Below are 25144 nucleotides of genomic sequence, written 5' to 3' on the forward strand. Positions count from 1 at the left end.
AAAGTGAATTTTTGTTTATTATATATAATATGTGGTAAAATTAAAGATAAGATTGGAGGTGGAATGATGAGCAAAGATTTTGCACATCTACATGTTCATACAGAGTATAGTTTACTAGACGGTTTTTCAAGAGTAAAAAAACTAGTAGGACGAGCTAAAGAACTTAATATGAGTTCAATTGCTATAACAGACCATGGTTGTATGTTTGGTGTTATAGATTTTTATAAGACGGCTAAAAAAGAAGGTATAAAACCCATAATAGGATGTGAGGTTTATACTGCACCTAGAAGCTTAAGAGATAAAGACCCAAACTATGATAAAAATCAAGGTCACTTAGTATTGTTAGCTAAAAACATGGATGGATATAAAAATTTAATTAAAATAGTATCAACTTCATATGTAGAAGGGTTTTATTATAAACCTAGAGTAGATATGGAGGAGTTAAAAAAGTACAGTGAAGGTATAGTAGCTTTATCAGCTTGTTTAGCAGGTGATGTATCACGAGCTATAATGGATAGAAACTATGAAAAAGCTAAGAAAATTGCATTACAGTATAGAGAAATTTATGGAGAAGAAAACTTCTATTTAGAAATACAAGATCACAATTTACCAGAGCAAAGAGAAGTAAATGCAGGACTTGTAAAGTTGTCAAAAGAAACAGGTATTCCTTTAGTAGCAACTAATGATGTTCATTATGTAAATAAAGATGATTCCAAGATACACGATGTTTTAATGTGTATACAAATGGGAAAAACAGTAGACGATCCAAATAGAATGAGGTTTGGAAGTGATGAGTTTTATTTAAAATCTAGAGAAGAAATGGAAGAATTATTTCCATTTGCAGAGGAAGCAATTGATAACACAGTAAAGATTGCAGAAATGTGTAATGTTGAATTTGATTTTAATACAATTCACTTACCACAATATGATGTACCAGAAGGATATACTCCAGATACTTATCTTAGAGAACTGTGTTTTAAAGGTTTAAGTGAAAGATATGAGAATCCCAGTCAGGAAATTGTAGACAGACTTAATTACGAGCTGGATGTAATTGAAAGAATGGGATATGTGGAATATTTCTTGATAACCTGGGATTTTATAAATTTCTCAAAAGAAAATAATATTATGGTTGGTCCAGGAAGGGGTAGTGCGGCAGGTTCAATAGTTGCATATACACTAAAAATAACTGATATAGACCCTATAAAGTACTCATTGTTATTTGAGCGTGAACTAAAATGCGCTCATTAAACTGGGTGAATTGCTGGAAGGCTAAGGTGAAAACTATGCTAATCAGCAGCCAAGCTTGCGAATGGTATAAAAGTAGCAAGAAGGTTCAGAGACTAGGAAAATGAATAACCAAGTAATAATTTTTCCCAAGAGTGCCCAGATTAATAAATTTATCAGATGTAGGATACTATAATAAATAGATACCAGAGAAAGAGGTTTATATATTATGTATCCACATATATGCGAAAAATGTAATAAAAATTTTGAGTCAAGAAAAAAACAACAAAAATATTGTTCTAAAAGTTGTGCTAATAGTGTTAATACAAGTAAAAGAAAGATAGAAGATGAAAGTATTTATGTAAATGGATTGAATAGAGTTAACAGTTATATTTTAGGGTTGATATATTCTGATGGATGTGTAAGTTTTGATGAACATACTAAAAAGTATAGAATTACAATAGCTATGAATGATTTTGATATAATGGATAATATTCATACTATCATGACCCCTAATAAAAAGCTATACTCGTATACGCATCCGAATGGAAGATGTGAAACATATTCAGTAATAAGCACTAATAAAAATGATATTGATTTTTTATTTAATATAGGTATTAAGCCTAGAAAGAGTCTAGACATAACTTATCCCAAAATAGATAAAAAATTTGATTCAGATTTTATAAGAGGCTACTTTGATGGAGATGGAAGTGTTTATGAAAGTAGAACATACACATATTACAAAGGAATAAAAAAAGAGTATAAATACAAATACTTTAAAATTACTACTGGAAGTAAGGAATTTGCATATCAACTTTCGCAAAAACTTTTAGAATACAATATATGTAGTAATATAACACAAGATTCAAGAAGCAGTAACTCATCTTACTATGTATCTATATATAAAAAGGATTCAGTAATAAATTTTTTTAACCTTATATATGATGAAGCAGAGTTATTTATGAGTCGCAAATATGATAAATTTATTAATATGATATAGTCCAAACTGAACCAGAATTAACTGGTTGATGAAAATGAGGGAAACCTCCAGAGCGTAAGATAAAAAGCTTACGGTTAATAACTATTGTTTTTAAATCCAGAGCGTGTGTCGATGCCCGATATAGATATAGACTTCTGCTATGAAAGAAGAGAAGAAGTTATAGATTATGTAAAAAGAAAATACGGTGAAGACCATGTTGCACAGATAATTACCTTTGGAACAATGGGTGCCAAGGCAGCAATAAGAGACGTTGGAAGAGTATTAGATACACCTTATAATAAAGTAGATAAAATAGCCAAAGAAATACCTTTTGCACTTGGTATGACTATAGATAAAGCTTTAGAAACTAATCCAAACTTAAGAGAATTATATCAACAAGATAAAGAAACAAAAGAAATATTAGATATTTCAAAGCAAATTGAAGGAATGCTAAGACATGCATCTACCCATGCGGCAGGAGTTGTTATTTCTAAAAAATCAGTAGATGAGTATGTACCATTGTATAAACATCAAGAATCAATAACTACTCAGTTTACAATGACTACTTTGGAAGAACTTGGATTATTAAAGATGGATTTTTTAGGCCTAAGAACGTTAACGGTTATAAGAGATGCATTAGATTTAATAGAAAGAAATCACAATAGAAAAATAGATTTTTCAAAAATGGATTATGATGATTCGAAGGTATATGAGTTACTATCCTCAGGAAACACTGCTGGAGTATTCCAGTTAGAAAGTGCTGGAATGAAGTCTTTCATGAAACAACTAAGGCCAGATAATTTTGAAGACATAGTAGCAGGAATATCCTTATATAGACCAGGACCTATGGATTCTATACCTACGTATATAGCAAACAAAAATAATCCTCAAAATGTAAAGTATATGCATGAAAAACTAAAACCAATAATGGAAGTAACTTATGGATGTTTAGTTTATCAAGAACAAGTAATGCAGGTAGTTAGAGATTTAGGTGGATATAGCTATGGGCGTAGTGACTTAGTAAGAAGAGCCATGGGTAAAAAGAAAATGGACGTCATGGAAGAAGAAAGAAGATACTTTATACATGGTAAAGAAGATGAAAATGGAAATATAGAAATAACAGGATGTGTAAGAAATGGAGTGCCAGAAGATATAGCTGATAAAATATTTGATGATATGATAGACTTTGCAAAGTATGCGTTTAACAAAAGTCATGCGGCAGCGTATGGAGTGTTATCGTATCAAACAGCATATTTAAAGGCATATTATCCAGTAGAATTTATGGCTGCACTAATAACTAGTGTAATGGGTAATACAGATAAAGTAGTTGAATATATAAGAGAATGTAGTTCTCTAAAAATAGATGTATTAAAACCAGATATAAACAAAAGTTTTGCCAAATTCTCAGTGGAAGGAACCAATATAAGATTTGGATTAGCTGCTGTCAAAAATGTTGGAGTAAATATAATAAACAACATAATAAACGAAAGAGAAACTAACGGGAAGTTCTTGGACTTTAATGATTTAGCAAAAAGGTTAGATACCAAAGATACAAACAAAAGAGTTATAGAGAGTTTAATAAAATGTGGTGCATTTGATGAACTAAGTGAAAATAGAGCTAGTTTAATGGCTGGATACGAAGGTATAGTAGAAAGTATATCAACAGACCGAAAGAAAAATATTCAAGGACAAATATCATTGTTTGATGCATTTGGAAGCGATGATAGTAATACACAATTAAATGAAGTTAGCTCTATACTTAAAATTAAAGAATTCGAAGAAAGAGAAAAATTAAGTCTAGAAAAAGAAGTTTTAGGAATGTATGTAAGTGGACACCCACTATCACAATTTGAAGAACAGTTACAAAAAAGTACATCCATAGATATAGGGAAGATAAATGCTTTAAAAGAGGATGAAGAAGCATATTTAAGATTAGATGGAAAAGATGTAATAATGGGTGGAATGATAGTATCTAAAAATATAAAAACAACAAAAAGAAATGAAATAATGGCCTTTTTAGAATTAGAAGACTTGTATGGAAACATGGAAGTTATAGTATTTCCACAAATTCTAAAAAAGTATAATGATATTTTAAATGAAGATAATATTATATATATAAAAGGAGTATTAAACATAAAAGAAGATGAAAATGCAAAAATTATAGCTAGAGATATAGCAGATATTAATCATAAAAATAATTTTGTAGAAAATAAATTAAATAGTAGAAATAACTCGAAAAATGGGTTATATTTAAAGATAGATACGTTTAACAATAAAAAAACAATAGACAAACTAATGGATATTATAAAATTATATCCAGGAGACGAGAATATATTTTTATATGCACATGAAACTAAACAGCTATGTAAATGGAATGGATTAAGTGTAAAAATATCTGATGACTTAATTAAAAATATAGAAAAAATACTTACAAAAGAAAGTGTTAAGATTAAAAACTAAATTAAACAAAATAAAAAAACTAAATTAGATAAAATAAAAACAAATAGAATATTAAAATAAAAATTATATTATATAATAATATAATGAAAAATTGTTTCAAATTATGATATAATATCATAAAATGAATATTTAGCAAGAGATAATTTTTTTAACTAACATGGGATGAAAAAACACTATAGGGACTTGAAATGTCCCTATAGTGTTGAAATATATATTTAGGAGGTAAAGAGCCATGAAGACTATAGGAATATTGACTAGTGGAGGAGACGCTCCAGGAATGAATGCAGCAGTAAGAGCTGTTGTGAGATCTGCAATATATTATGGATGTAAGGTATATGGAATCAGCAGAGGATACAAAGGTTTAATAGAAGAAGATATACAAGAAATGAATTTATCATCTGTTGGAGATATTATACATAGAGGTGGAACAATATTAAAATCTTCAAGATGTGAAGAGTTTAAAACAGAAGAAGGTAGATTAATCGGAGTAGAAGTATTAAAAAAATACGGAATTGATTGTTTAGTTGTTATAGGTGGAGATGGATCATTCAATGGTGCTCAGAAGTTAAGTAACTTAGGATTCCCAGCAATAGGAATACCAGGTACTATTGATAATGATTTAGCATACACTGATTATACAATCGGTTTTGATACAACAATGAATACTATAATCGATGCTATAGGAAAAATAAGAGATACCTCTTCTTCTCATGAAAGGGTTAACATAGTAGAAGTTATGGGAAGACACTGTGGTGATTTAGCTTTATATTCAGGTCTTGCAGGTGGAGCAGAAACTATAATAGTTCCAGAAGTTGACTTTAGAGTGGAAGATGTTTGCAATAAATTAAAAACTACTCAAAAAAGAGGTAAAAGACATAGTATAATAGTGCTTGCTGAAGGTGTAGGAAATGCTCAAGATTTAGGAAAAGAAATAGTAAAAGAAACTGGAGCAGACTTAAGAGTGACAGTGCTTGGTCATGTACAAAGAGGTGGAAGTCCAACCGCATTTGATAGAATACTAGCAAGTAGATTGGGAGTAAAAGCTGTAGAGTTACTATTAGATGGAAAATCAGCTAGAGTAGTAGGTATAAAAGATAATAAGATAATTGATATGGAAATACATGAAGCTTTAGCAATGACTAGACCATTTGACAAAGCTACTTTTGAAATGGCAAAAATACTATCAATATAGATTTAGGAGGAATATACATATGTTAAAAAATACAAAGAGGACAAAAATAGTTTGTACACTAGGTCCAGCAACAGAAAAAGAAGAGGTTTTAACTCAACTTGTTGAAAATGGGTTAAACGTATGCAGATTCAACTTCTCTCATGGTTCTCATGAAGAGCACAAGGGAAGATTAGACATGGCTAAAAAAGTAAGTAAAAAATTAAATAAGCCAGTTGCTTTATTATTAGATACAAAAGGACCTGAAATAAGAACAGGAAACTTTGCAGATCCAGAGGTTCTTTTAGAAGAAGGTACAAAATTTACTATAACAATGAAAGATGTTGTAGGAACAAAAGAAATGTGTACTGTAAGCTACAAGGGACTTGCTAATGACGTTGTACCGGGAGATACTATATTAATAGATGATGGTCTAGTAGGACTTAAAGTACAAGAAATAAATGGTGACGATATAGTATGTGTAGTTGAAAACTCAGGAATAGTTAAAAATCATAAAGGGGTAAACGTTCCAGGCGTAAAAATAAACTTACCAGCTATAACTCCTAAAGATGAAAGTGATATAGAGTTTGGAATAAGCCAAGGTATAGACTATATAGCTGCGTCATTCGTAAGAAAAGCTGCAGATGTATTAGCTATAAGAGAAATATTAGAAAAAAACAATGCCACAGATATACAAATAATATCTAAGATAGAAAACCAAGAAGGTGTAGATAACATAGATGAAATACTACAAGTTTCTGATGGTATAATGGTAGCTAGAGGAGATTTAGGGGTTGAAATACCGACTGAAGAAATGCCAATAGTTCAAAAAATGATGATAAAGAAATGTAATGAATTAGCTAAGCCAGTTATAACTGCTACTCAAATGCTTGATTCTATGATGAGAAATCCAAGACCAACAAGAGCAGAAGTTACTGACGTTGCAAATGCTATATACGATGGAACAGATGCAATCATGTTATCAGGAGAAACTGCTGCAGGGAAATATCCAGTAGAATCAGTAAAAATGATGGCTACAATAGCTAAGAGAACGGAAGAAACATTAGATTACGGAAAATTATTACAAGAAAACTCTTCAAATAACGTAACTGTAACTGATGCTATAAGTCATGCTACATGTACTACTGCAGTTGATTTAGATGCATCTGCAATAATAACTTCTACTTCATCAGGACATACAGCTAGAATGGTATCTAAGTTTAGACCGAAGGCTCCAATAATAGCTACTACAAATGATGAAAAAGTAATGAGAAGATTAGCTCTTACTTGGGGAGTATACCCAGTTAAATCTAACCAAGCTGGTAATACAGATGAGGTTATAGAAAATTCTATAGAAGCAGCAAGAAGTGCTAACTATATAAATAATGGAGAATTAGTAGTTATAACTGCTGGTGTACCAGTTGGAGTAAGCGGAACTACTAATTTAATAAAAGTTCATGTGATAAGTGAAGAAATAGTAAAAGGAATAGGTGTAGGAAGCAAGACTGTAGATGGTAAAGTTCGTATAATCAAAAGTGGGGAAGAATGTAAGGACTTTAACGAAGGTGATGTATTAGTTACTACAATGACTGACATAGAAATGAATTCTTATATAGAAAAAGCTGCAGCTATAATAACTGAAGAAGGCGGAATGACTTCTCATGCTGCTATAGTTGGATTAAACTTAAATAAACCTGTTATAGTATCTGCAACTAACATGATGAGCTTAGTTAAAGATGGAGAAACAGTAACTGTAGATGCAGCTAGAGGTGTAGTATACAGAGGGTCAACTAGAGTTTTATAATAAAGAAATAATATGTAAATAAAACAACATATAAATAAAATGAAATAAGCATCAAAAAAAGTTTTTAGAAAATTTCGAAAATAGTTGTAAATACTATTTGATGATGCTACTATTATTTTAGGTTACTCAATAACCACTAAGTTTAATCAGAAAACTTAGTGGTTATTTTATAAAAAAAAATATCAGAATATTTAGAAATAACAGAAAATGAGTAACTGTAATATTTATTTTTATACTATATATATTCTAAGAATAATTCTACATCATTATATACTATTATTATTGAAGATAATATTCAATCAATAAGATTAACTTAGTTTAAATGATGTAATATTTTAGTTAGAAGATATATATATATAAAGAAAAGGGAGGGGGATTATATTATGGCAGAGAGTAGAGAAAACTGGGGTTCGAAAATTGGTCTTATACTAGCAATGGCAGGTAATGCCGTAGGATTGGGGAATTTCTGGAGATTCCCGTACGTAGCTGCTTCAAATGGTGGAGGAGCATTTATGATTCCTTACTTCTTCGCACTAATCGTTATAGGTATACCTTTAATGTTAGTAGAATGGAGTATAGGTAGATATGGTGGTAAGTTCGGTCATGGAACTATGGGTCCAATAATGTATGTACAGGCTAAACAAGCGATGGCACCTAAAAAAGCACTTATAGTAGGCTCTTTAGCTGGAATGATAGCATTTGGAGTTACTTTATTAGTTAACTCATATTACAACCACTTAATAGGTTGGTCATTGGGATATGCATTTAATTCATTAACCGGTGGTTATATGGATATGAATGTCTCGACAGGAGATTTTTTTGTAAAATATATTACGAGTCCAGTAAACTTAATATTTTGGATAATAACACTTTTATTATTAGCAAGAGCAGTTACTAAAGGTTTAGAAAAAGGTATAGAGTCTTGGGCTAAGTTAATGATGCCTACTTTATATGTATTTGGTATTATATTAGCAATTAGAGCTGTAACATTAGGTTCGCCAGTAAATCCTGATTGGAGCGCTATGGCTGGACTAAACTTTATCTGGAATCCAGACTTTAGTTCACTTTCATGGAAATCAGCAATAGCGGCAGCGGGTCAAATATTCTTCACATTATCATTAGGTATGGGTATAGTAGTAAATTATGCTTCATACTTAAAACCTGAAGAAGATATAATAACATCTTCGGTTTCTATGATATCATTAAATGAGTTTGCAGAAGTTATTTTAGGTGGTACAGCAGTTATACCGATTGCGTATGCATTCTTAGGTCCAGAAGGAATAACAAAGAGTATAGGTCTTGCATATATAGCATTACCAAATGTATTTAGAACTATGGCTGGTGGAGGAATATTTGGAGCGATTTGGTTCTTGTTATTATTCTTCGCTGGAATAACATCTGCTATAGCAATGTACAATTACTTGGTTGCTCTTCTTCAAGAAGATGCAGGTATGGATAGAAAGAAAGCTTCTTTGGTAGTGCTTATAGGTTACTTAATAGTTGGTATACCAGTTTGTGCAGAGCCAATACTTACGAAAACAGCAGATTTGATGTATTTCTCAGAAGTTGATAACTGGATAGGAAATTATTTGTTGATAGTACTTGGATTAATAGAAATAGTTGTAGTTGGATGGTGTGTTAAAGACTCAGCTCTTGAGGAGATGAACAAAGGTGGATTATGGAAGGTTCCTAAGTGGTATTTTAGGTTATTCCATCAATTCTTAACACCAATTACAATAATAACGTTCTTATTATTCTTTACTATAGATTACGCTAAAGCAGGGAACTTTAATTTAATACCTGCATATGCTGTTGGAACCGGATTAGAAATGTGGGCTCTTGCAGGTAGAATGGTTGTAATTGGAGTATTAATATGTGGATTTATACAATCATATAAATCTATAAAGAAAAAATATGCTAAGGATTTAGATGGCAAAGTACCAGTTTAAAAGGGGGATATAACTATGACAAGTCTAGCGTGGGTATTTTTAGGATGTGTATGGACCGCTATATTTATTACTACTGTATTATCATTAAGAACAATAATTAATAACCAATAAAAATAAAAACCCTACTTTTAGTAGGGTTTTTATAACAAATAGAAAAATAATTGAAATTTATTTGGTAAGAATTAAAAGGTGATTTTATATATAATGTATAATATTGTGTATAAAGAGAGATTAGTATAACTATAGGGGGGCGATAAAATGAAGGGAAGTATGGCTGCAAATAATATTAATCAAATAATATTAGAGTTAAAAAAATCAAAGAAAGTAAATGAAAAAAGAAAAAAAAAATATATTAGAATACTAGAAGAATTACATAAAAGGTACACTGATATAGAAATTAGCGAAAAGTTTAAAACACAGTATAATCAATTAAACACAAAAGGTACAGAATCAATAAAAGAATTAAGAAATCTAAAAGATGCTAAAGATATAGAATCAGTAATAGAAATTTACATTAGATATCTTAAAGCATCCATTGGAGATTTTGAAGGTAAAACTATAAATATAAGAAAGTATATTACTAGTTTTTTATTTTGTGCCATGCTATTTTTAGCTTTAACTCCTCAATTCTATGGATTTTTCCTACCTATATTATTTTTTCTACCTATATATATAGGGCTAAGAGGTGTGAAGCAAAGAACAATGACTGGTTTTTATATGACAATGAGTGTTGTACCAGTAGCTTTGATGACGTCTATGACATGGATAAGATACGGGATAAATGTTAGAAATGATTATGGATCAGCGTTACAAAATATAATTAGTAGCGGAATGTCTAAAAATTTAGCTGAAGTCCTAATAGTAGTAGGACCTATACTAGGATGTGCTTTATTTGTATTTGCATTAATGCAATTATACCGAGGGATTAAAAGTAAAGATTTATTTATATAGGGGCTTTATAAGCTCTTATTTTTTTGGTAAAATAAATGCTTAAAGAATTTTTAAAATTACATGGACGGAGGACAAACCTATGCTATCAAAAAATAAAGAGTACATTGTAGATATAGTTGATATAGGTCAAGGTGGAGTTGGAATAGGTAAATATGAAGGTTTTACTGTTTTTGTCGAGGGCGGATTAATACAAGACAAAGTTAAAGTTAAAATAAACAAATCTAAAAAGAGTTATGCAGTAGGTGAAATGGTTGAAATAATAGAAAAGTCACCTTTTAGAGTGGAGAGATTATGTAGTGATAAACTTAAGGATTGTGGTGGATGCCAGATACAAGAGTTAGATTATAAAAAGCAACTAGAAACAAAAACGAATGAAGTTAAGCAAGTTATAAGTAGAATCGGTAAATTAGAAAATGTAACTATACATGATACAATGGGAATGGAAGAACCTTGTAGATATAGAAATAAGGCTCAATTTCCTATTCAAAAGATAGGTGGTTCGCCAGCTATTGGTTTTTATAAAAAGAAAAGTCATGATATTATACCAATGGATAAGTGTATGATACAACATGATGTAAATGATAAAATCATTCAAATAATAAAAACATACATAAATGCTTACAATGTAAGTATTTACGATGAAAAAAGTCATACAGGTGTATTAAGACATTTAGTAACAAAAGTAGGATTTACTACTAATGAAGTAATGGTAGTATTAGTTGCAAATGGTAAGAAACTACCGTATCTAAATGAATTAGCATCTGTACTTGAAGAAAATGTACAAGGATTTAAAACATTAGTTGTTAATGTAAATAGAGAAAAAACTAATGTAATCTTAGGAAAAGAAAACAGGATAATATCTGGAGAAGGAAAAATAAATGATTATATAGGAAATTTAGTTTTTGAAATATCTCCGTTATCATTCTTCCAAGTTAATCCTACTCAAACAGAAGTATTATATAATAAAGCTTTAGAGTATGCGCAGTTAAAAGAAAATGATACTGTATTTGATATATATTGTGGAATAGGAACTATATCTTTATTCTTAGCTCAAAAGGCAACTAAAGTATACGGTATAGAAATAGTTGAAGAAGCTATAGAAGATGCAAAAGTAAATGCTAAATTAAATAATTTAAACAATGTAGAGTTTTATGCAGGTAAGGCTGAAGAAGTTGTACCTAGAATGTATAAGGAAGGCAAGACTGCTAACGTAGTAGTTGTAGATCCACCTAGAAAAGGTTGTGATGAGAAAGTATTAGATACTATAGTGTCTATGGAACCAGATAGAGTAGTTTACGTATCTTGTAATCCATCTACATTAGCAAGAGATTTAGCTTATTTAGATGAAAATGGATACAAGTGCGTAGAAATACAACCAGTAGATATGTTCCCTCACACTATGCACGTAGAATGTGTGGCTAAAATAGTTAAAAAATAATTTTCTAAAAATTAAAATTAATAATCTGAAATTATAAATAAAAAAGCATATGATGGTTAGAATAAGATTAAATAAATGTATCTTACACCTCAACTTTTATCATCATAGCAGTATACATTTATTTTAAAATAGATAAAGTCCTTCAGATTTTGAGGGACTTTTTGGTTTTTAAATACTATAATTATATTATTAATAATTTAAAGGGGGCGAATAGAATGAAAATTTTATTCACTATAAACTATGGGGAAAATAAGTTTCAAATGGTAAGAAACTTAGGATATGAAGTAATCTATTACAATGAAGAAACTATAAAAAATAATGAGGATATAAATAGTGCAGATATTTTAGTTACATATAATCCCTTCTCAACTCTAGACATAACACAAATGAAAAAATTAAAATATATACAAACTTCAAGTGTAGGAATAGATCAAATACCAAAAGTAGAAGTATTAAAAAGAAATATTACTATAGCAAATAACAAAGGTGGATATAGCATACCTATGGCAGAATGGATAGTAATGTCAATTTTAGAAATATACAAAAATAGTATGAAATTACACAAGCAACAACAAAACAAAGTATGGAAAATGAATATGGATACAACTGAATTAAGTGATAGAACAATAGGTTTCATAGGAACTGGAACAATAGCAACTGAGGCAGCAAAAAGATTAGAGCCTTTTGGTGTAAAAATATGGGGAGTAAATACAAATGGCTCGAATAAAGAACACTTTGATAAATGTTTTTCAACTGAAGAAATGCATGAGGTATTTAAAAACTGTGATGCAGTAATATGTACTATACCAGCGACAAAAGATACAATAGGACTTATAAATAAAGATAAGTTTAATCTAATGAAATCTGGTACAATATTTATGAATGTGGGAAGAGGAAACATAGTGAGAGAAAAAGATTTAATTGAGTGTATAGATAAATTTAGAGGGGTTGCTATAGATGTTTTTGAAGAAGAGCCTCTAAGTTATAATAGTCCACTATGGGAGCTTAAAAATGTAATAATTACTCCTCATAATTCTTGGGTATCAGATAAAAATAAAGAAAGAACCTTTAATATGATTTATAACAATTTAAAAAAATATATAGCTAACGAACCATTAAATAATATTGTAGATATAAATAAGGGATATTAAATAAGTAGAAAGCTACCATAAATTTAGGTGGCTTTTATTTATTAAAAAATTTAGCAACGATAAACTTATGATGATATACTAAAAAATGTATAAAAGTTATAAAGTGGCAATACTAAAAATACAAGCATATAAGAGGTGATATATATGAATATTGAAAATAAAATAAATGAGTTAATTGATAAAATAAATTATCATAATGAAAAGTATTACAATGAAGATTTACCAGAAATAGCAGATTATGAGTATGATAATTTAATGAAAGAATTAATAAAGCTAGAAGAAGAAAATCCAAATTTAAAAAGAATTGATTCTCCAACTCGCAGAGTAGGTGGAAAGCCTCTTGAAAAATTTGACCAAATAGTTCATAAAATACCTATGTTAAGCTTATCTAATGCATATTCAAAAGAAGATTTAGAAGACTTCAATAGAAGAGTAAAAGATATGGTAAATAAAGATGTAGAGTATGTAGTTGAATTTAAAATAGATGGACTATCTATAGGAATTACATATACTAATGGACAATTTGAAAAAGGTGCCACTAGAGGTAATGGTTCTGTAGGTGAAGATGTTTCTCAAAACTTAATGACTGTTAAAAGTATTCCATTAAAAATAAAAGAAAAAAATGAAGTTGTTGTAAGAGGAGAAGTCTATATATCTAAAAATAACTTTAAAAAAGTTAATGACCAACAAGAAAATCAAGGATTACAATTATTTGCAAATCCTAGAAATCTTGCGGCAGGTTCGCTTAGACAATTAGACCCTAAATTAACAGCTAAAAGACCTTTAGATATATTTGTATTCAATTTAGAACATATAGACAATGTAGAATTTGAAAATCATAGCCAATCATTACAATATTTAAAAGACTTAGGGTTTACTGTAAGCCCCAATTATAAGGTATGCTCAAACATAGAACAAGTTATAGATCATATAGAATATTGGACAGAAAATAGAGATAAACTAGACTTTGAAATTGATGGTATGGTAATAAAGGTTAATAACCTAGAGCAAAGAGAAGTTATGGGATATACAGCTAAAAGTCCAAGATGGGCAATTGCATATAAATTTCCAGCAGAAAAGAAAAAGACTAAAATAATAGATATAATAGTAGAAGTTGGTAGAACAGGAACTATAACTCCAACAGCGGTACTTGAACCGGTTAGATTAGCAGGCACTAGTGTAAGCAGAGCTACATTACATAATGAAGATTATATAAGAGAAAAAGATATAAAAATAAATGATACAGTATTAGTACAAAAAGCAGGAGATATAATACCTCAAGTAGTAGAAGTAGTAAAAGAAGAACGTACAGGTGAAGAAATAGAATTTAATATGCCAGACAAATGCCCTGTGTGTAATGAAGCTACAGTAAGAATCGAAGGTGAGGCTGCAGTTAAATGTATAAATATATCTTGTCCAGCTCAAATAAGAAGGGGTATAATACACTTTGTATCTAGAGAAGCGATGAACATAGATGGCTTAGGAGAGTCTATTATAACATTACTACTAAACGAAAATATAATTAAGGATATATCAGATCTATACAACATAAAAAAAGAAAATGTTGTAAATCTAGAAAGAATGGGCGAAAAGTCTGCTAATAATTTAATAAGTGCAATCGATAAATCAAAAGAAAATGAATTATGGAGACTTATAAATGGATTAGGAATTAAATTTGTAGGTGTTAAAGGAGCTAAAATATTAGCAAGTAGCTTTAAAGATTTAGATAAAATAATAACTGCTACTAAAGATGAGTTAATAAATCTAGAAGAGTTTGGAGATATAATGGCTAATAGTGTAGTAGAATTCTTTAAGGAAGAAAAAAACCTTACAGTTATTGAAAAACTTAAAGAAGCAGGCATTAATACAATAGTAGACGAAGATTTAGGTACAGATATTCCAAAAATATTTGAAGGTATGAAAATTGTATTAACAGGAACTCTTCCTACTTTAAAAAGAAATGATGCAAAAGAAATGATAGAGCTAAGAGGTGGAAAAGCAACCTCAAGTGTTAGTAAGTCGACTACATTTGTATTAGCAGGAGAAGAAGCTGGGTCTAAGCTTACAAAAGCAAATGAATTAGGAGTAAAAGTTATTGATGAATCAAACTTTATAGAATTGACGAAATTATCCTCAAAAGAAGAGGTAATGGATAAATTATAAGAAGCAAGACTAAAACCTAATTAAAAGGAATAAGATTTATAAATAATAACTTTTAGAATGAAATAATGGGTTTTATAATAGAATGATAGATTTTGGATACATATATATATGTTTAAATATAGAAAACTAGATAAAATGTATGTTAAAATTATTATTATATAGATAGAATTTGAAATATTGTTAAATATGAGAGTAATATAGCAAGTAAATAGTTTTAAGAGAGGTATTTAAAATGGCTAGAATTGATAACAGAAATAATGATCAAATAAGAGATGTGAAAATTACAAGAAATTATACTAGATATGCGGAAGGTTCTGTACTTATAGAAATGGGAGAAACAAAAGTTATATGTACAGCATCAATTGAGGATAAAGTACCTCCATTTTTAAGACATACAGGCACAGGCTGGATAAATGCTGAGTACTCAATGTTGCCAAGATCTACTCACCAAAGGAAGATAAGAGAAGCTTCTAGAGGTAAAATTGATGGAAGAACTCAAGAAATACAAAGATTGATAGGTCGTGCTATAAGATCAGTAATAGATTTAAATAAAATAGGAGAAAGAACTATTTGGGTAGATTGTGATGTAATCCAAGCAGATGGAGGAACTAGAACAGCATCTATAACAGGAGCGTTTGTAGCTGTTGTTGATGCTTTAAATAAATTACATAAATCTAAAGTTATAAAAGAATTACCTATTAGAAACTTTATTTCGGCTATAAGTGTAGGTCTTGTTAATGGAGAACATATGCTAGATTTATGTTATGAAGAAGACTCTAATGCTCAAGTAGATATGAACGTAATTATGACAGATAAAGGCGAATTTGTTGAAGTTCAAGGAACTGGAGAAGAAAGACCTTTCTCAAGAGATGATTTAAATAAATTATTAGAGATTGGAGAAAAAGGTAACAAAGAACTATTAAAAGCACAAAGAGAAGTATTAGGAGAAATTGCAGATGAAATACTAGGAATGGAATATGGCGATGAAGTAGTAATTGCAACTAATAATACTCATAAATTAGAAGAAATAGGAGATATATTAGAAGATTTTGATTATAAAATCTACTCACTAAAGGATGTTGACTTAGGTGGAATAGAAATAGTAGAAGATGGAAAAACTTTTGAACATAATGCATTAATAAAAGCTAGAACTATAGCTAAGTTAACAAAGATGATAGCTATATCAGATGATTCAGGTTTAGAAGTTGATGCAATAAGTAAAAAACCAGGTATTTATTCAGCTAGATTTGCAGGAGAGAATGCAACAGATGAAGAAAATAGACAAAAATTAATGAAAGCATTAAAAAATATACCTATGAGCCAAAGAACTGCAAGATTCGTGTCGGCTATAGCGGTTGTATTCCCAGATGGGAAAGAATTTGTAGTAAGAGGGACTTGTGAAGGATATATAGGATTTGAAGAAAAAGGTAAGAATGGATTTGGATATGATTCTTTATTTATAGTAAATGGATACAATAAAACTTTTGGAGAAATACCAGCTACTATTAAAAATAGCATAAGCCATAGAGCAAATGCATTAAAACTTATGAAAACAGAGTTTAAAAAGAGGGTAATTAGATAATGAAAATAGGGGTAATAAGTGATACTCATGGAATTAAGGTGCACATTGACAAAGCTATACCGCATTTGAAAAACTGTGACTTAATAATTCATGCAGGAGATAACTTTTCTGATTCGAAGTATGTATATAACGAAACGAAAGTAAATATTATTGCCGTAAAAGGGAACTGTGATTTTGAACGTGATGTAGAAGATGAGTTAATCTTTGAAGCAGAAGATAAAAGTATATTTTTGTGTCATGGAGACAAATATGGGGTAAAATATGGAATAGAAGAAATTGAAATAAAAGCTAAAAGTATTAATGCAGATATAGTAATATTTGGGCATACTCATGTTCCTTTAAGTATAGAAAAGGATGGTATATTATATATAAATCCAGGTAGTGTATCTTTTCCTAGACGAGTAAGTTACAAGAGTATTGTAATGATGAGTATCGAGGATGGAAACATAAATATAGAAGAAATAAAAATATAGCAAAGTTTGCTTACAAGTAGAAATTAAGGCAACACTTGTAAATAAAAAAACTTATGTGATATAATTAAAGAGTTAAACTATCAAGTGCAATGGATTAAAATTCCATATGCTAATTATTACATAACAATATAGGAGGATTAAGTCAATGAAAGCAGAATTATTAAAAAGAGAAGGCAATAACGTGACTTTAAAAATAACTGTAGAAAATGATAAATTTGAAGCAGCAGTAACTAAAGCTTATAACAAGAACAAAGGGAAATACAATATACCAGGATTCAGAAAAGGTAAAGCTCCAAAGATGGTTATAGAAAGTCAATACGGGAAAGGTATATTCTACAATGATGCTATAGAAATATTATTCCCAGAAGTTTACCCAACTGCGATAGATGAATTAAACATAGATCCAATAGATAGACCAGACTTAGATGTTGAAGAAATAAGCAAGGACAATGGATTAGTAATGGTTGTAAATGTAGAAGTTAAGCCAGAAATACAATTAGGAGACTACAAAGGTATAGAAATATCTAAAGTAGATAATAATGTAAGTGAAGAAGCAGTAGAATCAAGCTTAAAAGAAATGGCTGACAAAAATGCTAGAGTATTAAGCGTAGAAGATAAAGCATTAGAAAATGGAGATACAGCTGTTATAGACTTCGAAGGATTCGAAAGTGGAGTAGCATTTGAAGGTGGAAAAGGTGAAAATCATAACTTAGTGATAGGATCAAACACATTCATACCAGGATTTGAAGAACAATTAGTAGGTAAAAAATCAGGAGAAGAAGTAGAAGTTAATGTTACTTTCCCTGAAGAATACCATGCAGAGAATTTAGCTGGAAAGCCAGTTGTATTCAAAGTAAAAGTAAATGATGTAAAAGTAAAAGAAGTACCAGAATTAGATGATGAATTTGCTAAAGATACTAGTGAATTTGATACTTTAGCAGAGTTAAGAGCTGACGTAAAAGCTAAATTAGAAGCAGAATCTCAAAATAGAGCAGATGCTGAAATGAGAAATGCTATAGTTGAAAAAGTTTCGGCTAATACAGAAGTAGAAGTTCCAAATGCTATGGTACAAAATCAAATAGACAATATGTTAATGGAACTTAACTATCAATTACAAATGCAAGGATTAAACTTACAACAGTTATTAGAAATGACTGGAAGAAGTATAGAGGAGTTAAGAGAAGAAAGAAGAGAAGATGCTGAGAAATTAGTTAAATCTTCTTTAGTATTAGAAGCAGTAGCTAAATCAGAAAACATAGAAGTAAGCGAAGAAGAATTAGATGCTGAGTTAGATAAGATGGCATCTATGTACAATATGGAAGTAGATAAATTAAAAGCTTCTTTAAAAGAAACAGATACAGAAGATATAAAAGGTCAAGTTAAAATAAGAAAAACAATAGACCTATTAGTTGAAAATGCAAAAATAGCTTAATTTTTTACAGTAGCCTATAGGGCTACTGTAAATTATATATAGAAATATAAAGAGATAGAGGGGGTATGGTATATGGCATTAGTACCTTATGTAGTTGAGCAAACAGGAAGAGGAGAAAGATCTTATGATATATTTTCTAGACTGTTAAAGGATAGAATAATATTTTTAGGAGATGAAGTAAATGATGCTACCGCAGGCTTAATAGTAGCTCAATTATTATTCCTAGAAGCTGATGATCCAGATAAGGATATACATTTATATATAAACTCACCTGGAGGAAGTATAACAGCAGGAATGGCGATTTATGATACTATGCAATACATCAAGCCTGATGTAAGTACTATATGTATAGGAATGGCAGCATCTATGGGAGCATTCTTATTATCAGCAGGAGCAAAAGGCAAGAGACTTGCTTTACCAAATAGTGAAATAATGATACACCAACCGTTAGGAGGCACTAAAGGTCAAGCAACGGATATAGAAATACATGCAAAAAGAATACTAAAGATGAAAGATACTTTAAATAAAATACTATCAGAAAGAACAGGTCAGCCATTAGAAAAAATTCAAATGGATACTGAACGTGATAACTTCATGGATGCAATAGAAGCTAAAGAATATGGCTTAATTGACGAAGTAATTACTAGAAGACCGTAGATAGAAAGAGGTGTTAATATGTCGAAACAAGAAGAGAAGAGACAGTTAAAATGTTCATTCTGCGGTAAAACTCAAGAGCAAGTTAGAAGATTAATTGCAGGTCCAAATGTTTATATCTGTGACGAGTGTGTTGAACTTTGTGATGAAATCATACAAGAAGAGATAGAAGATACCGTAGAAGAGGATACTACATCTCTACCAAAGCCGAAGGAAATGATGGAGATATTAAATGATTATGTTATAGGTCAAGAAAGAGCTAAAAAAGCTTTATCAGTAGCTGTATATAATCACTACAAGAGAATTTACAGTAAAAAAGTAAATACTAAAGAAATAGAAATTCAAAAAAGTAATGTACTTTTATTAGGGCCTACAGGTTCAGGTAAAACATTATTAGCTCAAACTTTAGCAAGAACTCTTAATGTACCTTTTGCAATGGCAGATGCTACATCTTTAACTGAAGCAGGATATGTGGGAGAAGATGTTGAAAACATACTTTTAAAACTTATTCAAGCAGCTGATTTTGATATAGAAAAAGCTGAAAGAGGTATAATCTATATAGATGAAATAGATAAGATTGCTAGAAAATCAGAAAATCCATCTATAACTAGAGATGTCAGTGGAGAAGGTGTTCAGCAAGCACTTCTAAAAATATTAGAAGGTACTACTGCAAATGTTCCGCCACAAGGTGGACGAAAGCATCCTCATCAAGAATTCTTAAAAATAGATACTACTAATATATTATTCATATTAGGTGGAGCTTTCGATGGAATAGATAAAATTATCCAAAAACGTGGTGGAGATAAAACTCTTGGATTTGGAGCTAAAATAGAAAGTAAAAAAGAAATGGATTTAGGTAAAATATATGCTAGAGTCCTTCCTGAAGATTTACTAAAGTTTGGTATAATACCAGAATTTATAGGAAGAATACCTGTTGTAGCAACTTTAGAGTTATTAGATGAGAATGCTTTAATGAGTATATTAAAAGAGCCTAAAAATGCTTTAGTAAAACAATACAAAAAACTATTAGAGTTAGATAATGTTGTTTTAGAATTTGAAGAAGATGCACTTCGTGCTATAGCTAAAAAAGCAATAGAAAGAAATACAGGTGCTAGAGGACTTAGAAGTATAGTTGAAAATGTAATGATGGAATGTATGTATGAAGTTCCTTCTAGGGAAGATGTAAAAAAAGTTGTAGTTACAATAGGAGCAGTAAGTGGTGGAGAACAACCAATCTTAGTGCTTAAAGATAAAGAAGAAAGTGCATAGATTATATAGTTAAATTTCAATTAAAAAAGAAGTCAATTTGGCTTCTTTTTTAATTGAAAGCTAAAAATATGTTTGATAATTATTTTAATAGTGTAAAAACAATAGGTATAGTATAAAATATATATACATTACTGTTTGTATATTTTATAATAAAAAAGTGCTAAAATATACAAGAAGTTACTATTAATGTTGAAAATTAAGTTTCGTAAATATATAATATATAAAGCAAACCGATAAAATTTAGCACTTTAAGGAGTGATATTAGTGGAACAGAATTATACTAAAATAGAACATGAATTACCGTTAATTCCGCTTAGAGGATTGGCGATATTCCCATATATGATATTAAATTTTGATGTAGGTAGAGATATATCATTAAAAGCATTAGATGCAGCAATGTTAGATGATGAAATGGTATTTTTAACTTCTCAGAAAGCAGCAGAAACTGATGAGCCTACAGAAGAAGACTTTTATCATATAGGGACTATATGTAAAATTAAACAAATGATTAAATTACCTGGAGAGACAGTTAGAGTATTAGTAGAAGGTATATCTAGAGGTGAAGCAAAAGAAATCGAGATGTTAGAAGAAGAAGGCTACTTTAAAGCAAGAGTAGAAGAAGTAGTTTTTGATTCGGAAAATTCTGAAGATGATCCGGAAGTGGAAGCATTTGTAAGAACTGTATTTGACGCATTTGAAGAGTACATTAATATAGGAAATAGAGTTTCTCCTGAAATACTTATATCATTAGCAGATATAGATGATGTAGATCGTTTTATAGATACTATATCAGCTAACATATACTTGAAACCAGATCAAAAACAAAATATATTAGAAGAATTTGATATAAAGAAAAGATTAGAGCTTATATACACTATATTATTAGAAGAAATAGATATATTAAAAATAGAAAAGAAGATAACTCTAAGAGTAAAAAAACAAATGAATAAAGTTCAAAAAGAATACTACCTTAGAGAGCAGCTAAGAGCTATTCAAAAGGAATTAGGAGAAGAAGAAGATATAAACTCTGAAGCAGATAGCTATAGAGAAAAACTTAGCAAGCTAAAAATTCCAAAAGAGACAAGAGAAAAAATGTCTAAAGAAATAGATAAATTCTCAAAAATATCTCCGATGTCTCCTGATATATCAGTTAGTAGAAATTATTTAGACACTTTATTTTCTCTTCCTTGGAATAAGGAAACAAGAGACAAGCTTGATATAGTAAAAGCTGAAGAAATATTAAATGAACAGCATTATGGATTAGAAAAAGTAAAGGAAAGAATACTTGAATACTTAGCTATAAGAAAATTATCAAAAGCTCTGAAAGGACCAATAATTTGTTTAGTTGGACCTCCAGGGGTAGGTAAAACATCTATAGCTAAATCTATAGCAGAATCATTAGGAAGAAAATTTGTAAGAATATCTTTAGGTGGAGTAAGAGATGAAGCTGAAATAAGAGGTCATAGAAGAACTTACGTAGGTGCTCTTCCAGGAAGAATAGTAAATGGAATAAAAGAAGCTCAAACTAAAAATCCAGTATTCTTATTGGATGAAATAGATAAGATGTCTGCAGACTACAAAGGAGATCCATCTTCAGCTATGCTAGAAGTTCTTGATCCAGAACAAAATAAAGACTTTGTAGATCACTATTTAGAAGTTCCTTTTGATTTATCTAAGATACTATTTGTAACTACAGCAAATAGCTTGAGTACAATACCGAGACCATTACTAGATAGAATGGAAATAATAGAGGTATCAGGATATATAGAAGAGGAAAAATTAAATATAGCTCAGAAGTATTTACTTCCGAAGCAAATAAAAGAGCATGCTTTAAACGCTGATTTTATGAAAATGGATGAAGAAGCAATAAGAGATATAATAAACTCTTATACAAGAGAAGCAGGGGTAAGAACTCTTGAAAGAACAATAGGAAAAATATGTAGAAAAGTTGCTAAAAAATATGTTGAAAATCCATCAGTAGAAGAAGTTGTAATAACTAAAGAGGATTTAGAAGATTATTTAGGCAAAAATAGATACAGACATCAAATGGCTGGAGCTAAGCCTGAAGTAGGAGTAGTAACTGGACTTGCTTGGACTTCTGTAGGAGGAGAGACTCTTACAGTAGAAGTAAATGTGCTTAAAGGAAAAGGACAAATTGTTTTAACGGGTAAACTAGGAGATGTTATGAAGGAGTCAGCTCAGGCAGGAATATCTTATATAAGATCAATAGCTGATAGATTTAATATAGATTCAGAATTTTACAAGAACAATGATATCCATATCCATATACCCGAAGGTGCAGTACCAAAAGATGGTCCTTCAGCTGGTATAACTATGGCTTTAGCTGTTATTTCTGCTTTAACTAATATGCCTGTATTAAACAATGTAGCCATGACAGGAGAAATAACTCTTAGAGGGCGTGTTTTAGCTGTAGGTGGAGTTAAAGAGAAATTATTAGCAGCACATAGAGCAGGTATAACTAAAGTACTACTTCCAAAAGAATGTGAAGCAGACTTAGATGAAATACCTGAAAATGTAAAAGACAAAATGGAATTTGTGCTTGTTGAACATATGGACGAAGTTCTAGAGCATGCATTATTAAGGAATGGTGAAAAATAATGAAAATCAGAAGTGCTGAAATAACAATGAGTGCAGTAAATAAATCTCAATATCCAGATGAAGGTATACCAGAAATAGCTTTGGTAGGTAGATCAAATGTTGGGAAATCATCAATAGTAAATACATTGTTAAACAGAAGAAATTTTGCTAGAACTAGTCAGACTCCAGGTAAGACTAGAACTATAAATTTCTATCTTATAAATAAAGAATTCTTTTTTGTAGACCTTCCAGGATATGGCTATGCTAAAATAGCTAAATCTGAAAAAGAAAAATGGGGAAAGATCATGGAAAGATATTTAGCAGACAGAGAAGAACTATGTACTATTTTCTTACTTGTAGATATTAGACATGAACCTAGCAATGATGATGTTATTATGTACGACTGGATAAAACACTTTGGATATAACTGTGTTGTAATAGCTACAAAAGCAGATAAAATATCTAGAGGTCAATATCAAAAACATATAAACATAATCAGAAAGAAACTACAATTAGAACCAGATGAAAAAATAATACCAATATCTTCATTAAAGAAGACTGGTGTAGAAGAAGTATGGAATGAAATTGTGCATCAATATCATGAAAATGGTTATGATGTAACAGTTGATTAAAATATAAGAACAGCTAATATTAGCTGTTCTTTTTTTTTGTAAAAAAAGCTATATAGAGTAACAAATTCAAAGAATAATTAATATTCTAGAAAAGAGACTATAAATGTTTATAGGAGGTATTTATGGAAGGTAAAGCTAGAAAGTTATTTCCAGGTGCAAATACATCGAATGGACCATTTAATTATTTTGATAATATAATACCAGCTAATGTTAACAGAATTTTTTGTTTAAAAGGAGGTCCTGGAGTAGGGAAATCTTCAATGATGAAAAAAATAGGAAAAGAATTTGTAGAAATGGGTTACGATGTTGAATTACATTATTGTCCATCAGATCCTAACTCTTTGGATGGAGTAGTAATAAATGATTTAGGAATAGTGTTATTAGATGGAACAGCACCTCATATTGTAGATCCCAAAAACCCTGGTGCTATAGATGAAATAATAAATCTAGGTGAATATTGGGATGTAAAAAAACTAGAAGAAAATAGAACGGGAATTGTAGATTGTGGCAAAGACATAGGAGAATCCTTCAAAAGAACTTATAAATTTTTAAAAGCAGCAGAACCTATATATTATGATATAGAGGAAAAATACACACAATGTATGGATTTTGGTAAAGTAAATTTATTTACAGAAGGATTTATAGAAGAGTTATTTAAAGGTATTACAAGTACAGGAGAATATAAAAAAGAAAGACATCTATTTGGGACTGCAATAACTCCTATGGGTCATCTGGATTATACAGATAGCATCCTTAGTCAAGCTTCAAAGATTTATCATATAAAAGGTGAAATTGGAACTGGAAGAATGACTTTTATGAAAAAAGTATATAATAAAGCTTTAGAAAAAGGTATGGAAGTTGAGGTATATCATTACCCGTTAATAAAAGAAAAAATAGAAACTATATTTATAAAAGATTTAAAAATAGGAATAACAATTAGCGATATATTTGAAGGTAAAAATACAATTGATTTAAATGAATATATGGATAAAGAAAAGAGTATGAGATTTGAAGAAGAAATTAACTTTGATAAAAAAATACTGGATGAGTTAATAAATTATGCTATTTCAAATTTAAAGAAAGCTAAAGAAAAACATGATATTATAGAAGCATACTATGTGCCAAGTATGAAATTTGATGAAATAAATAAGTTTCAAGTAAGTTTAGTACAAAGAATATTAACATATAAGAAATAAATTCAATATAAGGAGGAGGTT

At 29.9% G+C, this 25144-nt stretch carries 16 protein-coding genes and 2 pseudogenes; all 18 read left to right on the top strand.

What is annotated here, in order from left to right; all coding sequences use genetic code 11:
- Positions 1-66: 66 nt before the first annotated feature.
- Positions 67-1233, top strand: a pseudogene (gene dnaE, locus ACRC03_RS18655) (DNA polymerase III subunit alpha); the annotation flags it as partial.
- 220 nt (positions 1234-1453) lie between these two features.
- Positions 1454-2224 carry an LAGLIDADG family homing endonuclease gene (locus tag ACRC03_RS18660; RefSeq protein ID WP_438654114.1) on the top strand — a complete coding sequence of 257 codons (771 nt, stop codon included), beginning with the start codon at positions 1454-1456 and terminating at the stop codon, positions 2222-2224.
- An 87-nt stretch (positions 2225-2311) separates the two neighbouring features.
- Positions 2312-4663: pseudogene (gene dnaE, locus ACRC03_RS18665) on the top strand (DNA polymerase III subunit alpha); the annotation flags it as partial.
- A 232-nt stretch (positions 4664-4895) separates the two neighbouring features.
- Positions 4896-5855, top strand: coding sequence for a 6-phosphofructokinase (gene pfkA, locus ACRC03_RS18670; protein ID WP_438654115.1), 960 nt, complete (start codon positions 4896-4898; stop codon positions 5853-5855).
- A 19-nt stretch (positions 5856-5874) separates the two neighbouring features.
- Complete coding sequence (gene pyk / locus ACRC03_RS18675; protein ID WP_438654116.1) at positions 5875-7635, top strand: pyruvate kinase; 1761 nt, start codon at positions 5875-5877, stop codon at positions 7633-7635.
- Between the two features lie 383 nt (positions 7636-8018).
- The gene (locus tag ACRC03_RS18680; RefSeq protein WP_438654117.1) at positions 8019-9584 is read left to right on the top strand and encodes a sodium-dependent transporter; all 1566 of its coding nucleotides are present in this window, start codon (positions 8019-8021) and stop codon (positions 9582-9584) included.
- 258 nt (positions 9585-9842) lie between these two features.
- Entirely contained in the window at positions 9843-10535 is a 693-nt protein-coding gene (locus ACRC03_RS18685) for a hypothetical protein (RefSeq protein WP_438654118.1), read from the top strand.
- Positions 10536-10614: 79 nt separating this feature from the next.
- Positions 10615-11973: a 23S rRNA (uracil(1939)-C(5))-methyltransferase RlmD gene (gene rlmD, locus ACRC03_RS18690; protein WP_438654119.1), complete on the top strand. Its 1359-nt coding sequence runs from the start codon at positions 10615-10617 to the stop codon at positions 11971-11973.
- 215 nt (positions 11974-12188) lie between these two features.
- Positions 12189-13124 (top strand): phosphoglycerate dehydrogenase, encoded by a 936-nt coding sequence (locus ACRC03_RS18695; protein WP_438654120.1) that lies wholly within the window; start codon positions 12189-12191, stop codon positions 13122-13124.
- Between the two features lie 144 nt (positions 13125-13268).
- Positions 13269-15287: an NAD-dependent DNA ligase LigA gene (gene ligA, locus ACRC03_RS18700; RefSeq protein ID WP_438654121.1), complete on the top strand. Its 2019-nt coding sequence runs from the start codon at positions 13269-13271 to the stop codon at positions 15285-15287.
- A 232-nt stretch (positions 15288-15519) separates the two neighbouring features.
- Complete coding sequence (rph, locus tag ACRC03_RS18705; protein WP_438654122.1) at positions 15520-16869, top strand: ribonuclease PH; 1350 nt, start codon at positions 15520-15522, stop codon at positions 16867-16869.
- Positions 16869-17342: a metallophosphoesterase gene (locus ACRC03_RS18710; RefSeq protein ID WP_438654123.1), complete on the top strand. Its 474-nt coding sequence runs from the start codon at positions 16869-16871 to the stop codon at positions 17340-17342. The genes rph and ACRC03_RS18710 overlap by 1 nt, the downstream gene beginning before the upstream one ends.
- Positions 17343-17487: 145 nt before the next feature.
- Complete coding sequence (tig, locus tag ACRC03_RS18715; RefSeq protein WP_438654124.1) at positions 17488-18774, top strand: trigger factor; 1287 nt, start codon at positions 17488-17490, stop codon at positions 18772-18774.
- 72 nt (positions 18775-18846) lie between these two features.
- Positions 18847-19431, top strand: a complete 585-nt coding sequence (gene clpP, locus ACRC03_RS18720; protein ID WP_438654125.1) for an ATP-dependent Clp endopeptidase proteolytic subunit ClpP — start codon at positions 18847-18849, stop codon at positions 19429-19431.
- 18 nt (positions 19432-19449) lie between these two features.
- Positions 19450-20697, top strand: coding sequence for an ATP-dependent Clp protease ATP-binding subunit ClpX (clpX, locus tag ACRC03_RS18725; RefSeq protein WP_438654126.1), 1248 nt, complete (start codon positions 19450-19452; stop codon positions 20695-20697).
- Between the two features lie 264 nt (positions 20698-20961).
- Entirely contained in the window at positions 20962-23316 is a 2355-nt protein-coding gene (gene lon, locus ACRC03_RS18730; protein WP_438654127.1) for an endopeptidase La, read from the top strand.
- Positions 23316-23927 (top strand): ribosome biogenesis GTP-binding protein YihA/YsxC, encoded by a 612-nt coding sequence (gene yihA, locus ACRC03_RS18735; protein ID WP_438654128.1) that lies wholly within the window; start codon positions 23316-23318, stop codon positions 23925-23927. The genes lon and yihA overlap by 1 nt, the downstream gene beginning before the upstream one ends.
- 122 nt (positions 23928-24049) lie before the next feature.
- On the top strand, positions 24050-25123 hold the full coding sequence (locus ACRC03_RS18740) for an ATP-binding protein (protein ID WP_438654129.1): 1074 nt from the start codon (positions 24050-24052) through the stop codon (positions 25121-25123).
- Positions 25124-25144: the final 21 nt, after the last annotated feature.

This window comes from Romboutsia sp. (assembly GCF_051659545.1).
Classification (GTDB): domain Bacteria; phylum Bacillota; class Clostridia; order Peptostreptococcales; family Peptostreptococcaceae; genus JBOFOR01.

Coding starts and splice junctions, on each gene's coding strand:
- ACRC03_RS18660 (WP_438654114.1), top strand. CDS start 1,454: ATGTATCCACATATATGCGAAAAATGTAATAAAAATTTTGAGTCAAGA.
- pfkA (WP_438654115.1), top strand. CDS start 4,896: ATGAAGACTATAGGAATATTGACTAGTGGAGGAGACGCTCCAGGAATG.
- pyk (WP_438654116.1), top strand. CDS start 5,875: ATGTTAAAAAATACAAAGAGGACAAAAATAGTTTGTACACTAGGTCCA.
- ACRC03_RS18680 (WP_438654117.1), top strand. CDS start 8,019: ATGGCAGAGAGTAGAGAAAACTGGGGTTCGAAAATTGGTCTTATACTA.
- ACRC03_RS18685 (WP_438654118.1), top strand. CDS start 9,843: ATGAAGGGAAGTATGGCTGCAAATAATATTAATCAAATAATATTAGAG.
- rlmD (WP_438654119.1), top strand. CDS start 10,615: ATGCTATCAAAAAATAAAGAGTACATTGTAGATATAGTTGATATAGGT.
- ACRC03_RS18695 (WP_438654120.1), top strand. CDS start 12,189: ATGAAAATTTTATTCACTATAAACTATGGGGAAAATAAGTTTCAAATG.
- ligA (WP_438654121.1), top strand. CDS start 13,269: ATGAATATTGAAAATAAAATAAATGAGTTAATTGATAAAATAAATTAT.
- rph (WP_438654122.1), top strand. CDS start 15,520: ATGGCTAGAATTGATAACAGAAATAATGATCAAATAAGAGATGTGAAA.
- ACRC03_RS18710 (WP_438654123.1), top strand. CDS start 16,869: ATGAAAATAGGGGTAATAAGTGATACTCATGGAATTAAGGTGCACATT.
- tig (WP_438654124.1), top strand. CDS start 17,488: ATGAAAGCAGAATTATTAAAAAGAGAAGGCAATAACGTGACTTTAAAA.
- clpP (WP_438654125.1), top strand. CDS start 18,847: ATGGCATTAGTACCTTATGTAGTTGAGCAAACAGGAAGAGGAGAAAGA.
- clpX (WP_438654126.1), top strand. CDS start 19,450: ATGTCGAAACAAGAAGAGAAGAGACAGTTAAAATGTTCATTCTGCGGT.
- yihA (WP_438654128.1), top strand. CDS start 23,316: ATGAAAATCAGAAGTGCTGAAATAACAATGAGTGCAGTAAATAAATCT.
- ACRC03_RS18740 (WP_438654129.1), top strand. CDS start 24,050: ATGGAAGGTAAAGCTAGAAAGTTATTTCCAGGTGCAAATACATCGAAT.